This is a genomic window from Photorhabdus sp. RM96S (genome assembly GCF_042879335.1).
In the GTDB taxonomy this organism is placed as follows: Bacteria; Pseudomonadota; Gammaproteobacteria; order Enterobacterales; family Enterobacteriaceae; genus Photorhabdus; species Photorhabdus kayaii.
On sequence record NZ_JBHFKT010000036.1, the window covers coordinates 36005 to 53239 of the forward strand.

A 17235-nucleotide genomic window follows, 5' to 3' on the forward strand; every position below is an offset into this window, starting at 1 on the left:
TCGCTCCCTTGCCGCCGCGATGCATCTTGAAATCCATAGGGTATAACTTATTCAACATTTACAAACCATCCTATATATTCAATTATTTGAAAATATAAGGCTGGGTTAAAAGTAATTCATAACACACTATTTTTCAACAAATAAATAATATCATTAATGTAAATACCGTAAACGAACCAATACAAATTCAAATTAAATCCATTATATTTTTTTATAATAATAAGATTATAAAGTCGATATAAATGTGATTATATTTAATATCATATAGAAATAATTTAAAACTAGAAATAGCTTTATTACATACTATCTTACAATAAATATTATTGCTATAAAACAATAAGATATGCAATAAATCATTAATTACAAGACAATATCACCCAAGTAAATCGTTCTACAAGGTAATTTACTTGATGCCCTGAGACATTTATCAATTTATAATTTCATTTCGATATTGTTTAATTTCCAGACAGCAGAGAAATATATAGACATTATATTGATCAATATTAACAATGAAAATATATGTCTATTTATTTATAAACTTTACATTAATTATTATTAATAATTAATGATAATAACAATGAAACATATTTTTATATATAGCAAAGAAAATTCATAAAAAATAAAATAAGATTAGATTAAATTCCAATAGCAAAACTTGACTAAATAACCTATAAATAAACTAAAGTGGTCACCCGGAATAGCGATTAACTTAAGCAAAGTATCAGATATTACCTGTGCCCAACCTAACGACAGATCGATATTTAAAGGCACTGACTTTTCATCCGGCACAAAAGAAATAGCGGGAGAAAATTCTGATACAAAGTCACTGATAACGCTCGATCTGCTCCCAATTTTTGGGATCACATCAGCTCACAAATTTGCGGGATATAATACCCAGTTGGGTTCTGTTCACCCTCCGGCCTGTTTCGAAAGGTAACTAAGGGATTGCAAAACAGCAAGGCGCTTACACCAGAATGAGTCACTGGAGGTAAATGTCTGGAGAATGCTCTTCACATTCTGAGTGGGTGGTAAAGGGTCATTCATGACTTTAATAAATTTGTTAAAAATTTGAAAAATATCATTCATGACAATTATATCCCATATTTTTCTATTAACTTCTTTCTCTCCAAAAAAAATAAAAACGGATATATCTGGCATCAATTCAATATATTCATAAACTGAATACCATGCCCAGATTAATAACAATAAATTAGCAACACCCAATTAACATTTTTAGGATAATATTGATTAATTGACCGCAATTATTATTAGCTTTAGCTTGCGCCCACCTATGAAAATGACATATATTTAAATTAAAGCCTATGCTCTTAATACCGATTATTATTAGTTGACTCTGCAATACATCATCTTGCGGAAAGGCTTTTCTATATTAACAACGTGAGAATGGAATCCCGTAAGGGAAAATTACAATGAATAGGGAAAATATATCCGCCGATGCAGATACATTGTCATCTGCGCTTAACTGTTGCCGATTATTGTTGCAATTAGCTAAAGGTGAGGCTCAGGAACCACAGCCTCTGCTCCCCCATAACAAACTGAAACCTGCGATAAAAGAGTACGGCAAGGCACATGATGTTGATCTGGCATTATGCCGTTTAAAATTCCCCAAAATGACTCCCAAGCTGCTGCCCCTAGCCTTTCGCGACAAACAGGGGGGATTTATTGTATTAGCGCGCCTTTCCACTGATCAGGCCCTGATCCAATCTCCTTATGCCGTTTCACCCGAAATACTCTCCATCAACGAGCTAGCAGCCAGATGGAGCGGAGAGGTGATCCGGTTAGGGGAAGCTTCCCTCAGATTCGATGTCTCTTGGTTTATACCCGCGTTTATCCACCATCGCCACCTCCTCGGCGAGGTGCTGCTTTTTTCCCTGATGCTTCAGCTACTTGCCCTAATCACTCCTCTGTTTTTCCAAGTGGTGATGGACAAAGTGTTGGTGCACAAAGCGTTGTCGACCCTAGACGTATTGGTGATAGTGCTGGCAGTGGTCGGGCTGTTCGAGGTGGTGCTCCGGGGGCTACGCGAATACCTCTTTGCCCACACTGCCAACCGCATCGATATCACCCTAGGGATCAAGCTGTTCCGGCACCTACTCGGCCTGCCCCTGCTTTACTTCAAACACCGTCAAGTGGGCGCTATCATCACCCGGGTGCAGGAGCTTGATAGCATTCGTGACTTCCTGACCGGCTCCATGCTAACCCTGAGCGTGGACCTCGCCTCCACCTTCGTCTTCTTCGGGGTCATGGCCTGGCTATCGCCGTCCCTAACCTGTATGGTACTGGCGGTATTGCCCCTCTATTTTCTGCTAGCTTGGCTGAGCTCCAAACCACTGCAACAACGCATCGAACAACAGTTCCAAACGGCTGCCCTCAATACCTCATTCTTGAACGAGTCCGTCAGCGGCGCTGAAACCATCAAGAGCCTAGCGGTAGAACCCAGGATGCAACGGCGCTGGGAATCCCAAACCGCGAGCATGGTCGAAGCCGGTTTCCGCACTCAGACCCTCAACAGCTTCATCAGCCACGCGGTTATGCTACTACAGAAGACGACCGGCGTCGGGATCATCTGGCTGGGCGCCAACATGGTGATCTCTCTGGAACTCACCATAGGTCAACTGATCGCTTTCAACATGATGGTGTCCCACATCAACCAACCCATCACCAAACTGATCGACCTGTGGCAACAGTTTGTCCAAACCCGGGTCGCCGTCGACAAGCTCGGTGACATACTCAACCTGCCCGTCGAACAGGAGCAGGGGAACATCCGTCCTCAGCAGCCACTCTCCGGTGATCTGCAAATACGCAACCTAGTGTTCCGCTACCAGCCCCATCAAGCCCCGGTGTTGCAGGGGGTTACCCTGCATATCAGGTCCGGCGAGAACCTGGGCATAGTCGGTCCCTCCGGTTCGGGTAAGAGTACGCTGGCCCGCTTATTACAGAAGCTCTACGCTCCGGACGAGGGGGAGATCTTGATCGACGGCACTCCCCTACACCAACTGGACCCCGGCTACCTGCGCAGCCAGATTGGGGTGGTACTACAGGAGAACTACCTGTTCAACCGTAGCGTACGCCACAACATAGCATTTAAGGACCCCTCCGCCTCGCTGGAGAACGTGATGGCCGTCGCCAAGCTGGCCGGCGCACATGACTTTATCCTGCAATTACCTCTGGGCTATGACACGGTACTGGCCGAGGCCGGCAGTTCCCTATCGGGAGGACAGCGCCAGCGCATTGCCATCGCCCGCGCTCTGATGGCTAACCCCAAAATATTGATCTTCGACGAAGCGACCAGTGCCCTCGATGACGAATCCCAAGCGCTGATCCAGGCCAACATGGCCGAGATCGCGCTAGGGCGCACCGTCATCATCATTGCCCACCGCCTGTCCACGGTGCGTCACTGCGATCGCATTATCACTTTGGAGCAGGGCCTTATCACCGAATCAGGCAACCATCACCAACTATTGGTCAAGGGCGGCTGCTACGCCAGGCTGTGGCAGATGCAACAGGAATTACGAAAGGAGACGGAGCCATGTCATTCAAGAAACACCTAAAAACCGTCCTCCGGGCTTGGCAGCGGGAGCGTAACGCGCCCAAAACGACGAAGCGCACCCGCGACGAGTACGAGTTTCAGCCCGGCTACCTGGAGATCGTTGAACGACCTCCCGCGCCTTGGGCAAGGTGCACGGCAATGGCGCTGACCCTGTTTCTGTTGGTGGTTCTACTCTGGTCCATCATCGGTCGCCTAGACATCCATGCCAACGCGACAGGCAGGCTGCTGGTGTCCAGCCACTCTAAAGTGATCCAATCCCTTGAAGCCGGCGAGATTGTGGCGATTCACGTGCGTGACGGACAAAGGGTGAAGACTGGGGATCTGCTGATCAAACTCAACCCCATAGGAGTCGAGGCCGAGCTAAAGGAGCTACAGGAGCAGCTTAACTTCAAGCGGCTGGAGATGGCTAGACTACAGGCCCTGCTAACCGATACCCCCATTGAGCATTTCGCCGTACAGGAAGGTATGCCACAGGCACAGGTCGAGCTAGCCAGAGAGCACCTGATCAGTATCTGGAAAGAGGTGGTCGCCAATCTAGAAAGCCTGGACAGCGAGATGAGCGTCAACCAAGCGAGCCAGAGTGCACGTAACGCCGATATCACCGCGCTGGAAAAGCTGATGACCAATATCAAAGTGCGCCTTGAAGCCAGTCGTACCTTAGCTGCCAGCCAGCTATTGCCCAAAGTCGAGCTACTGGAGCAAGAGAAAGAGAAGCTGGAAATCGAACGCACCCTTTCTCAACAGCATGCCGAGCTGACCGTCCTCAAGGAGCAATATCAGGTACTGAAAGAGAGCCGGGACCGCTACCTGGCCAAGACCCGCCGGGAATATTACGACCAGCTAAACGAAACTCAGACCGCTATCGCGGTCATGACACAACAGTTGATAAAGGCTGGCGAGAGGCGGCGGCTGCAAAGCCTGCGGGCACCGGTTGACGGCGTAGTGCAGCAGCTAGCGATCCACACCTTGGGAGGCGTAGTGCAATCGGCCCAGCAACTAATGGTTATCGTGCCCGATGATACCTCTCTGGAAGCCGAAGTGATGGTGTTGAACAAAGATGTGGGGTTCGTGTACGCCGGTCAGCTGGTGGAAATTAAGGTCGACGCCTTTCCCTATACCCGCTATGGCACTATACGGGGTAAGGTCGCCCACGTCTCCAAGGATGCGGTCAAGGATGAGCAGCTAGGTCTGGTATTCCCCGCCCTGATCCAGATGGAGCGCTCCTCTATCGCAGTGGACCAGCATGAGGTACCGCTACAGGCAGGCATGAGTGTCACCGCGGAAATCCGTACCGGTGATCGGCGGGTGATCGACTACCTACTCAGCCCACTACAACAGTACCAGTCCGAAGCATTGAGGGAACGATAATGTCAACCATCGAATCTATTCTGTCGGAACCGATCATCGTCGACGCGTCTAAGGCGGTAGCGGATGGCGGCCTCCTGGCCCTGACCCATGCCGCCCGCCATTTCAACTTGGCGGTGGAACCGGAACAACTAAGCCACCGTCTCGGACGCCCCCAAGGGGTCTCAGATAGCCAGGACTTATGCCGCTGCGCCCAGTGGATCGGCTTGAGGGCACGCCACATCTCCACAGATATGAGCCGTCTCGATACCCTGCCCCTTCCTATCCTGCTGGATACGGAACAGGGCTGGCAGGTGCTAGAGAGAGTCGAAGGCGAGTTCATTACCTTGTATCAGCCAAGCGTGGGTAAGATATGTCGCTATCCCCGAACCCTCTTCGCTAGCCATTGGCAAGGCAGCGCCGTGCTGCTGGCGGAGGCGACCGAACCGCAGAAACGGCAGCGGTTTGGCTTCGTCTGGTTCGTGCCTTCCATCCGCAAACATGTCAGCCAGTTTAGGAACGTAATCCTAGTGTCTCTGATGCTACAGGTGATCGCCTTAGTGACCCCCATACTGTTCGAGAACGTGATCGATCGGGTGCTGGTCAGCCGCAGCCTATCGAGCCTGCAAGTGCTAGGAATCGCCATGTTGGCTCTGGCTTTGTTCGAACCCGTCTATGGTTTCCTTCGTTCCTGGCTATTCACCAACTTCGCCAGCAAGGTCAACTCCGAGCTCTCCGGCCGCCTCTATCAGCACCTAATGGCCTTGCCTATGGGCTATTTCCAACAGCGTCAGACCGGTGAGATCATCGCCCGGGTGCGCGAGATGAACCAGATCCACCAATTTCTCACCGGTTCAGCGCTGACTATGGTGCTGGATTTGGCCTTCGTCGGCCTGTTTGTCGCCGTGATGTTCTCCTACGCCACCGAGCTAACTTGGCTGGTGCTCGGTTCTCTCGTGCTCTACTTCCTGTTCTGGCTAGGTGTCGGGCCCGTACTGCGTGCCCGGGTATTGCGAGAGTACGAGCTAGGGGCCGACAACACCGCTTTCCTTACCGAGTCAGTCACTGGCATTGAAACCATCAAAACCAACGCCACCGAAGCTGGCTTCCTACACCGCTGGGAGCGGCAACTATCTGCCTTCGTCCGCGCCTCATTCCGCGCCAAAGTGGTGGGGATCTTGGCTGGTCAGGGAATCGATCTCATCCAGAAGCTAACCTCCGCCCTGCTACTACTGTGGGGCGTTACTCTAGTCATGGAGGGCAAACTCAGCCCAGGGGAGCTGGTCGCTTTCAACATGCTCTCGGAACACGTGACCCAGCCGATTCTGCGTCTGGCCCAAGTCTGTCAGGATTTCCAGCATACCCTGATCTCGATGCGCAGGATTGGCGACATTCTTGATGAGGAGGGGGAAAGTGGCAGTGGCGGCCTGGCCTCCGTACCCAAGCTACAGGGAGGGGTGAGTTTCAGAGGCGTACGTTTTCGTTACAACGAGGATGGTCAGGAGGTGTTACGCAACCTCAATATCGAGATTCATCCCGGCGAATTCATCGGTATCACAGGGCCATCCGGCTCGGGCAAATCCACCTTGGCTCGGCTGTTGCAGCGCCTCTATGTACCTCAGCACGGCCAGGTGTTGGTGGATGGGATAGATTTAGCAATCGCGGATCCGGTGGCACTGCGCCGCAACATGAGCGTCGTGCTGCAAGAAAGCGTGCTGTTTGCTGGCAGCATCGCCGAGAACATTCGTTTATGTCGGCCCCAGGCCAGCGATACGGAAGTGTATGAAGCCGCGACTTTGGCCGGTGCCGACAGTTTTATCAAGGCGCTGGACCGAGGCTATGAGACCCAAGTCGGCGAGCGTGGCGGTCAACTCTCCGGGGGGCAACGCCAACGCATCGCCCTAGCCCGAGCACTACTGACCAATCCGGGAATATTGCTACTGGATGAAGCCACTAGCGCCCTGGACTACGAGTCGGAAGCGGCGGTAATGACCAACCTACAACGCATTGCACAGGGCCGCACAGTGATAAGCGTCGCCCATCGCCTTAATACCCTGCGCCATGCCCATCGAATTCTGGTGATCGACCAAGGTCAAGTGATCGAACAGGGCAGCCATGAGCAACTGCTCGCCTTGAACGGGCTTTATGCCCGACTGTGGACCTTGCAGATGAAGGATTTTTAGATCACAGGCGGCCAACCGTGTCCGCCATAACCATTCTTGCAATGTTGTAACCCATAAATACCAAAGTAGGATTTTCCTAAGGAGAACCATTATGCCCAGTAACAGCTATCAATCGCTGCTCGCGTCCGCGCAAGCGACCTTTAGAGAGATGAGGAGCAAACCGAAAATCCAAATGCTGGTTCAAGAGATCAAGAAGGGGTTCCGTGAAAATGGTCGCAAGTGGAGTCCCGAATTGCTCCAGCAACAGAAAATGCTGGAACGGGCGCTGGAGAGCAACGCTTATTGGCGCTACAGTAATGACAGACCGGTCGGCATCAGTAGCCTCGACAAAAGCGAGCAACAGGCATTTGTCAGTTATATCAAGACACTGACGACACGCATCACGACAGTCGACATCTTGGTACAAGGCAATGAGAAAACAGCGCTATCTTCGCAAACGGATGACGCCCTGGGCAATGCCGAAGCTTTCCGGATGCTGCCCAAGGATTTTGCGCAACGTTATGGCACCCGCGGCAAGCTTGGTGCGCGGCTGACCATCAACGTTAGCAAGGCGCATTTCAACTTACTTGCCCGAGCGTTGCCCCAGTTGTTCAATGATGACAATCGCGGCTGGCTGGAACAGGCCAAGATCATGGGGCCGAAAAATCTGGGCAGCCGTACCGACCAAGCCGTGATCTACCTTTCCAGAGCCGGGGTCGAGCATGCTCAAACCATCAGCGCAAAGCTTAGCGAACTGTTACCGGCGACAGCCTTTGTCGAACACACCCCGACTGGTATGTATCGCGTGGGCAAAGGCATTTCCTACTCTGAAACAGCCGAGGGTGGATCGAGCAGTCACGGTCAGTCCCGAGCACAACTGATTGCCGCAGCGGGTACACAGTCCTTACTTACCGATATTCCAATCGAGAAAGCCCTGACGTATACCTTGCAGACGCGCGGATACGATGTACACATTCCGGCGTTGCTCTCACAAGCACTACGGGATAGCGAGCTCAAGGGGAAGCTGGTGCCCATGAGTGGCGGTTTTGAGCCTCGTCAGAGCAGCGCCGACATCCATCAGTTCACCGCCGATCCTGTGTTATTCGCCAAATCCAACACCATCAGTGCCGAGACATTAATCAAGTCGGGGAGTCTCCCGGCGGAAGGGAACGCCCAGCTAGTGAAAATCCGATCAGGCTTGTACGAGCTCGAATACACCGATCGAGGTGCTAATGATGATGTAGCAACAAGCGTTAACAACATACCAGCATATTTTCTCAACTACGACAGCGCCGACCAGGCCAATGCATCACCAGCCTACGTAGACATTCCTAAGCATGAGATCGCGGAGAGCTTTCTATTTACTGGAACGCTATCGGGCGGTTCGGTGGTGGTGACCAGCCTTGATGCCAATACCTACCGGGTCTATCACGACGGCCGAGTCAACAGTTCGCTGCTATACGATAACGTGGTGATGGCAGTGGACTACAAAGATTACCGGGTAGCTGCTACCACCAAAAGCCTCGCCGTGGCGTACATGCAGTATGTCAATGGTGAATGGCAATTGGTGTTCCAGCGCCAGGAGTATCAGCAAGACGGCCAGATGAGCTGGACAAAGCTGCGCGGCGGTGAAGAACCGCTCTCGATCCAGATCGCGGACAGCCAAGTGGTTAAACGCAACCAAGCTCAATTCGCCACTTACCGCGAGCAGGTTCATCAACAACTAAAGAAAGTCGCTGCCCAGTTCGGGGTGTCAGTCGAAGGGATCACCGATGGTGTATACACAGAGGGTGAATTTTCTCCTGATCATCCAGCAATTGCCGCGTGGATTCAGTTACATGCCGAGGTTGACGATAGGATCAACGCGGATATCAAGCAGCTAGTAGACAAACGAAGCAAACTCTATGAAGAGCAACGCAATACCTCTCAGCACAACCTGATCGACCAACAGATAAAACAGATTAATATCACTCTGGAGTATTACAAGGCGCAATACGATACGGTTCTGCGTGAAGCGGGCTTCGTCGAACAAAGCTGGTTATGGCAGCAGATCAAGTCCAAGGACGGCATGGCTGCCGTAGTGCGGATCGACAATACGCCCATCCAGAACGGTGGACCGGAGCATACCAGTAGCGTGGGCGAGCGTTATGCGATCGCCGAAGCTTACCAACATCGTGTGTATGGCACCACGTTTACCGATGGTCAGCGTAACTTCCGCGATATTAGCATCCCTGGGATGTACGATAGGATGTCAGCCTTGGAGATGAAGATCCTGTTTCTCAAAGGCCAGCTCACTTCTGAGCAGCAAGGTGCCTTGAGTGCTCACATTACTGAAACCAGCCAGGCAGAGTACATCGACAAAGTATTGAAGTGGACGGCAGTGTACAGCGAGGGTTTTCATCGCGCCGGTAGTAGCTTCGACCGTCTGGTGCCACAGGACTTTTACCTGTCGCTGGTCGGCGACAAGTCCGGCGGCCGTTGCTACCCCTTGGTCAGAGCGATGGCGGTGGCGCTGGCTAACAGCGGCGAAGCGGGTATCAACAGTCTGGTGGAAAAACTCTTCCTGGCTGCCGCCGATCCCCACGCAAACAATTCCACGCTGCTGAAAAACAGTCTGATCAAATTGCACTCCGATAACGTTGAGGCCGTACAGGCGTCAACAGCAAGGGGACAGGTTACATTGTCCGAAGTGGTTTCCCTGCTGAAAAAGGCGACCAAGACCTCGACGTTCGCGCTCAATACCCCAAATCACTCGATGATGGTAGGAAGTATGGTCGGACTCGAAGGACGTCGTTACTATTTCTATGATCCGAATGTCGGAATTTTTGCCTTCAACAATACAAGCCGCTTCCTCGAAGCCATGAAGCACCACTTGGTGGGACGCAAGCTAGCCGCTCACTACGGTTCGCTTGGCGGCGAGTTGACCCCTATCTTCAACTTGGTGGAGATCGATGCCAGTAAGATGGCAAAAGTGCCGGTGGGTAACGATCTGAACGTGGCCGACCTGACTCGCCCCGATGAACTCACTACGGTCATAGAGCAACGGCGGCAGGTTGAGCAAGCGGTTAACACCCAAGTACGGATTGCCAAGGACACCCGGTTGCACACGGCATTGGCGACCCTCGATGCCGAACAGTGGGGATCAAGGTTCGCCGAGGCCAGTACACGGATCGCCCAAGAAAACAACCTTGATCAGCGCTGGATGCCAGTGATTGGCAATACCGAGGACCAAGGCAAAGGCCACTATCGAATCCAGTTCATCAATCGCGACCAACCCGAGGAGACCCGTTGGGTGAGCAGCGGCGATGCCACTTTTATCGAATTCCGCCGCTTTGTCGATGAACATGTGCTCACCCTAGGCCAACATTTCACCTTCGAACACGGCCAGATACAGCCCAAAGGTGGTATCGGCGAAGCAGCTCCAGTTGATGGGCTAAACGCCGGGTTTGCGATACAGTCATTGATCCAATGGTTTACCGACAAGAACCGCAATGATGCGGCACGTGGGATCGCTTCGCCTGATCTGTCCACCGCGCTCAAGGTCCACAGCTACATCAACTTTGTCCAGATGGCTCACAGTGGCGTACAGGACGTGACTAAAGTCAGCGAACTGGTGCGTACGGCGTTGCGCGGCGAAGTGGTGGCCGCCGAAACTTCACTCAAGGACTTTACCTCCATCCTGGGGCACACCGTCAATGAAGGCGCAGGCGTACTGTTTGGCGGCGCTATGGTCGGCCTGGATGCTTATGAGCTGGCCCACGCTGAGAACGATGTTCAGAAGGCGGTGTTCGGTACCCAGCTTGCGTTCGACTCGGCTAGCTTCGTCACTGGTACAGCCGGGGTGGGGGCTGGTTTGGTCGGTGCCTCAACAGCGGGCGCTGTGCTCGGTTCTGGAGGAGTGATCCTTGGCGGGCTCGCAGTGGGCTTTACGGCACTGGCGCAAGCCTTTGGTGCGGTTGCCGAGGATGCCAAGGCGGTAGGCCATTACTTCAACACGCTCGACAATGCCTATAAAGGCAATGGATATCGGTATGACAACGAAAAGAAAGTGCTGGTGCCCCTGGCTGGGGCTGTGATTAAAACCCTTGATCTGCGCAAGAATCAGATCGACTTCGACAGTCAGTACATTTACCGCACCCATTCGGGCTTTACCGGTTCAGGAAGAATCAATTATTTCTTCTGGATCGGCGACTTTCCAAAGATGGTCCATGACCGCAGCCAAGCAATCGAGGTGCGCAGTGGAATTGGTTACAAGGACGTTTCCCACAAACTCGACCACAGCGACAGCAATGTGCTGATCCTGCCCGGTACCCCAAAGTCCTTCATCAGTTACGAATACATGCAGCTCCCTGGCGCAACTACGCGTCATGATGCCGGTTTTGATGTGATCCGCAGGCTTGAAGAGGATAAGCGGTTCGACTACGACTTCTACATCTTTCCGGGGGAGGTGACGATTCGTAGGATTCATCAAGAGTATGTGGCGACACCAATCGAAGTGGTGCTCGACCAGCGCAACCGGCAACTGATAGTGCCCGAGCTACCCAAGGAATTGCATGGCTACTTGCATTACGAGATCAAGGGTGCCGGTGGCGAGTACCTGATCGGGCTGAACGAAAGCGCCAACGTGAAGCTCACGAGCGATGTCCCGCATAATCTGGTCGGCAGTGCGCCGTCGCGCTGGATCATCGACAGCAGCCAGCTCGCCAGTGACAGTATCAGTGTGTCGAAGAACCGGCTGGTCGTTGGTGGAGTGGTGGTCGAACTCGATTCAGATCGGAAAGAGCAAGTGCTGGTAGTCAACTGCAAGGGCGAGGTGCGCGAAGTTGACTTCTCCAACTTGACAACTCAGGTGGTAAGCGAAGATGCGAGCAAGTGGCAGGTGCCGGGCCATAGCATCGAGCAGCATCTGAGCGATCTAGCCAAGGCGCATCAGTTGCACGGGCAGTACGTGGTGGTGGAGAACTACAGATACAACGAGCGAAATGTCGGCCGGGCGTTCTACGACGTAGCCAAAGACCGCATGCTGTTCACCGACACCCCCCACAAACAAGCCAGGCATGCACAACTGGGTGCAGTGATGGGCGACCATGCCTATTTCTACGACGCCGATAATGCGGCGGCATGGCGGGTAGACATCGCCACGGGACAGGTCGACGCTCAGTTTGAGCCTTGGTTCAACCAGAGTGCAGGCCAGATCTGTCGGCTATGGCAAGAGGGGAATGCGGTCTATCTGGCGCGCCGTTATCAGCTAAAAGGGAAGGAAGCTGAACTGAGCTATCGGCTCCTCGGTGACCGAATGGAGTTGGTCAGTGCGGTGGGTGATGATGCGCTCCTCCAGCTTTCGGCCCGTACCGGCCTGCATAGTGATGAGCTCAAAACTATACTTCAAGGCTACGAGAACAATAGCATTCAACGTGAAACTCCGATGTATACGCTGGGCGCACGGTTGATCCAGCCGACCAGTGCGGCGCTGGTCACGGTGTTCGGCGTGGATGCGGCTGGCGTGGCACATCTCTACTGGATACGCACCGGCGATGGTACGCTGATCAAACCGAATCTGGCACCACCGGCGGATCGGACCTTGCACTTCGAAGCACACGAACAGGCCCACAGTGCCTGGCCGATCCCGGCCGACTTAGTGCTAGCGGAAAGTATGCCTCAGCCCGGCGGCAAGGAAGTGGAAGTGTTCTTCTTTTACAGCAAGGAACAAAAAGTTCTGTTCCGTCAGGAAGGCCCCGGACAGATGGTTCTCGACGCCAACCATCCCAGCGCATTACGCATCAACACGCCAGCGTTGGCTAATCTGGTCAATCTGAACGGAAGCCTGCTCGCCATCACCGAAGATGGGCGTGTGGCCCGGCTCGACGCGCAGGGGCAGCTTAACTATGAAGCGGTTAACGAGCATTGGCTCAAGGGGCGTACCCACTGGTGGCAGGATCTGGCTAACATCACCGACAGCACTACCACTCTGGCGGTGTTTGGAGTCAAGGGCACCGACGGCAATAGCCTGCTGCCGGTGTGGTACCACAACGGCCAAGTAGTGGTGGCTTCAGCGGCACTACAGGGCAAATCGTTGCAATTTCTGGGATTCGAAACAGATGGCGCCTCCGCGCGGCTCTTCGAACCCGAAAGCGGCAAGCTATATCGCCAACCAGCCATGACCGCGAATGCGTTAGCCACGGCTTTTGGCGGCGCCAATCTGATACTTAGCGCCTCGGCGCGACTTCCTACTGCCAGTGAGTTGACACCTAAGTTGCATCTCAAGGAAGCGCGACAGGTCGATACCGGCATACGTCTGATCACGGTCAAGGGCGAAATCTTGCTGCGAACCAACAACGGCGAGTTACAGCTAGTTGGCGTTGACAAAGGCTGGCAACAAAACAACTTAACCCAACTGCCACAGGCGCTCACCAAACTCGCCGACCAGTGGCAGGCCAAAGGGATACTGACCTTGCAGGACAACAAGGAACTAGGCTGGTTCGATATCGACAGCGGTCAGGTATTTTGGGGTAATGGAATCCCTGTCTCGAACAATCTGCGCTTTGTGGGGATCGCCGCTGGTGAAAAGACGGCATATGTGTACAGCCCGATGACTCAAGCTCTGTACCAAATCAAGGACGGCAGTGCACAGATGCTCAATAGGTTCACAAGCGTGGAGCGTATCGGTTCTTCCCTTCTACTTCAAGGCGGGGTTGTAGAGGACAGCAAGGACGATCTGACGCCACCGCTCATTGATGGTGTCGACAGCGTGGTACTGCATGGCGGCACCGATAGCGATACCTACCGCCTCAGCCGGGCGATATGGTCCCATTACCGTACGATAGTCATCGATAACGACGACCAGGGCCAAGCCTTAGACCGCCTGATCCTACCGTTGGTTGATCCGGAAAGCATCCTGGTGAACCGCCACGATGACGACTTGATGTTAACCGATTCCAGCAACGGAACGGCCCTGATAGTGCGTCAGGTATTTGACAGTCAGGCTATGTCCCATCGGCATCTGCAAATCGAGCTGGAAGGTTCCTCGTCGGTGATCAACGTGGACCACCTGGTCGAGGGATTTACCCAATGGAATTACACCAAGGAAGGTCTGATGGAACTGTCTTGGGCCAGCAAGCAACCCGTCATCACAACCCATGCCGTTGTCGCTGTCCCGGACACAGAGGGGCCGAGCCTGGTGAAGCTGAGTGGGGCTATGGCTTCGTTCCCTGATACCGGTGGTGCCCGCGACCACCTACCGCAAATCCGTCCAGCTTCGCAGGCTATGCTGACGTCATCACTGATCTCTTAAAGGTCACACGAGAAGCAGCAGAAGGGGCGAAATGCCCTTTCTGTCCGTTTAGTTGTGCCTTTTAGAAACTGTCTAATTGACAGAGGACTCTTAATATTGAGGGAGGAGCTTTTGTAAATAAGAAGTTAGATTTCTAATCTAAAATGAAAAATATAAGCAGATTTTAAAACTGAAATATAATCCATGTGATGATTTAGCATGTATTATTACATATGGCTTTATATTCCTCAGTAAATACTTTCCTATTTTATAAAATAAAATCCTAACATTAACAAGATTAAAATAAATATTTTTAACTTCAAAATTTTGACAAATTTTATAAAAGCGATACACTTAATGTGCAAGTTATTAAATCATGCAAATTATAAAACTATTAAAGAGGGTATTTTTATGTTCAAGAAATTATTGGTAGTCGGAGCATTAGTATCAGGTATTGCATTAACTGGAGGAATTGGGGTTGCATCAGCAAACGTAGATATTAATTGGAGCAACTGTTATAATTCACCTATATCCTATAACGATAGCACGCGTATATATACTAAATATGTTGTTAAAAATGGTGGTCAATCTTCTTTTTCTAATAAATATACAGAGAATGGGATTACATGGTACTTTAAAGGTATAAAAAAATTAGATAATTGTGGATCAAATTATCATGTCGGTAAATATGAAGGTAGAAGATAATAAAACTCTACCGAGAAGCCTCATTAGAGGCTTCCAAACCGCTGACAAACCTCGTTAAAAATAACGAGGTTTTTGCTTTTATCATGAATAATAATATTTCTTATTTTTCCTTATTAACCTTTTCCTACTGCCTTTCAAAACGCTATTAATAAGAACAAAAATGCCGATCTTGAATATCGGCATTTTGCTATAAAAGAGAAGATTAATTTAATGCTTTAACGCTTCAATTTTATCCCGGCTCAGTCCGGTACTGGTGACAATAATGTTCAAACTCACGCCATGCCGTAATAAGGCACGAGCCGTTTCCAGTTTACCTTCTTCTCGACCTTCCTCTCGGCCTTCCTCTCGGCCTAGTTCAATACCTTGCTTGATACCTTGCACGCGCCCTTTTTGTTCAAGCTGTTCTGCAATAGTCATCAACATCGTTTCATGCTCCGGAGATTGTTACTTCAGTCTGACCGGTTTCAGCTTCGCCGGGAAAACGTAAAAGTCCCTTGTATAGCCATCATCCTGAATAAGAACAAAAATGCCGATCTTGAATATCGGCATTTTACTGTGAAAGAGAAGATTAATTTAATGCTTTAACATTTCAATTTTATCCCGGCTCAGTCCGGTACTAGTGACAATAATGTCCAAACTCACGCCATGCCGTAATAAGGCACGAGCCGTTTCCAGTTTACCTTCTTCTCGGCCTTCTTCTCGGCCTAGTTCAATACCTTGCTTGATACCTTGCTCGCGCCCTTTTTGTTCAAGCTGTTCTGCAATAGTCATCAACATCGTTTCATGCTCCGGAGATTGTTCAATCAGTTGATGGACAAAATGTGAGAGATCCAGCGTATGTCCATTCAGTAAAATATAGCGTAACACCACATTGCGCTGCTCGGTTGTATTATACCCTGCATTCAACAGTTCCACCAATTGGAGGAGCCATTCCTGCATATCCCGGCAGCGGATGTGTTTTTGCACCAGCTCCATCAGGGCAACGCCTTTATGTGTCAGGATCTCTTCATCGCTGAGCACGCTGACGTCCACCAACGGAAACGCCTGGCGGTATAAGCGAGCAGCCTGTTCGGGGAGCGTAAAACAATCCAGCCACCGGTTTGAGTAAGGATACGGCCGAACCTCACCATGATAAAACAGCAGAGGCGCCACCAAAGGGAGTTCAGTATGGCCTTTTTTCAGGTGAGCCGCCATGGCTAACATGGCATAATACATCAGCCGCCAGGCCATCAATGGGTCAGGGGTGGATTGATGTTCAATCAGGCAATAGATATAACCTTGCCCCCGGGCCGTTTCAACCGAATACAGAACATCACTGTGCAGTTGACGTAAATGCTCATCCACAAAACTGCCGGGCTCCAGTTTCAATGTGGCTAAATCACACAACAACTGGATTTCTTCGGGCAGATAAAGGGATAAGAACTCCCTGGCCGTTTCGGGCTGCGTTAAAAAATGTTTGAATAATGCGTCATGGTGAGGCCGTTTTTCTTTCTTTGCCACAATCCGTTTCTCTTCTTATCAGGTAGTCATTACTACTCATTGTCAAGGTATAATATCTCTGGAAAACCTGCAACCAAGTTACAAAAAACATCTTCCCATATTTCCTCAGGTAGATCTTTACCGAATGCATTAATAGAAGAGCCTAAAGAATCAAATACCAAAAAAGAAAAAATAAGGAAACATTATATTTACAACAACTACTCAATGAAAGCCATTCATTTAAATGAGTTTTTAACTTGTATTCGCAATAACCACTTTATCAAAATATCGATTACTTATATTTACGCCAATAACAATAAACTTATCAAGCATCGAAAAAAACCAAAATGTTAATTTATAGAAAAATAATTACATCATACTTTTCTTAAATGAAAAAATATATCCAGAAAATAAATGAAGAATTAATATTTTCATTGAAGAAAATTTATAACGGATTTTGCTAATAATCCTACGTCTTAAAACATACTAAAAAAGTATTCTTACAAGTAAAAATAAACCTTGACTTATAATTTCAATTGTATATTTTTAGTGCATAATACTATTTTAAGCTAAATTCAAAACAACAGGTTACTCATTATGGATGCTTTAGATGAATTTTACGAAAGAAATCCTTCGGCCAGAGGATACTTGGATAACAGTAACAATGAAGAAAGAAAACTCCTAAAAATTCAAATGGATAAACA

6 protein-coding genes and 1 pseudogene are annotated in these 17235 nt (G+C 50.3%); 5 read left to right on the forward strand and 2 right to left on the reverse strand.

The features are described 5' to 3' along the window. Positions 1 to 1430 precede the first annotated feature (1430 nt). The 5 genes from ACGF49_RS18810 to ACGF49_RS18830 all read left to right on the forward strand — a co-directional run bounded on the left by ACGF49_RS18810 (position 1431) and on the right by ACGF49_RS18830 (position 15052). Positions 1431 to 3572: a peptidase domain-containing ABC transporter gene (locus tag ACGF49_RS18810; RefSeq protein ID WP_113044133.1), complete on the forward strand. Its 2142-nt coding sequence runs from the start codon at positions 1431 to 1433 to the stop codon at positions 3570 to 3572. Then, the gene (locus ACGF49_RS18815) at positions 3551 to 4939 is read left to right on the forward strand and encodes an HlyD family type I secretion periplasmic adaptor subunit (protein WP_262978138.1); all 1389 of its coding nucleotides are present in this window, start codon (positions 3551 to 3553) and stop codon (positions 4937 to 4939) included. The genes ACGF49_RS18810 and ACGF49_RS18815 overlap by 22 nt, the downstream gene beginning before the upstream one ends. Further along, positions 4939 to 7098, forward strand: a complete 2160-nt coding sequence (locus ACGF49_RS18820) for a type I secretion system permease/ATPase (RefSeq protein ID WP_387492263.1) — start codon at positions 4939 to 4941, stop codon at positions 7096 to 7098. The genes ACGF49_RS18815 and ACGF49_RS18820 overlap by 1 nt, the downstream gene beginning before the upstream one ends. A gap of 91 nt (positions 7099 to 7189) precedes the next feature. Continuing rightward, positions 7190 to 14368 (forward strand): TcdA/TcdB pore-forming domain-containing protein, encoded by a 7179-nt coding sequence (locus tag ACGF49_RS18825; protein WP_387492266.1) that lies wholly within the window; start codon positions 7190 to 7192, stop codon positions 14366 to 14368. 390 nt (positions 14369 to 14758) lie between these two features. Next, on the forward strand, positions 14759 to 15052 hold the full coding sequence (locus ACGF49_RS18830; protein ID WP_113044146.1) for an LCI fold-containing protein: 294 nt from the start codon (positions 14759 to 14761) through the stop codon (positions 15050 to 15052). Between the two features lie 207 nt (positions 15053 to 15259). Here the strand turns inward: ACGF49_RS18830 and ACGF49_RS18835 are convergent. Both ACGF49_RS18835 and ACGF49_RS18840 read right to left on the reverse strand, forming a co-directional pair. After that, positions 15260 to 15496 (reverse strand): annotated as a pseudogene (locus ACGF49_RS18835) (ISNCY family transposase); the annotation flags it as partial. A gap of 129 nt (positions 15497 to 15625) precedes the next feature. After that, positions 15626 to 16552 carry an Rpn family recombination-promoting nuclease/putative transposase gene (locus ACGF49_RS18840; RefSeq protein WP_387492270.1) on the reverse strand — a complete coding sequence of 309 codons (927 nt, stop codon included), beginning with the start codon at positions 16550 to 16552 and terminating at the stop codon, positions 15626 to 15628. Between the last annotated feature and the right edge of the window lie 683 nt (positions 16553 to 17235).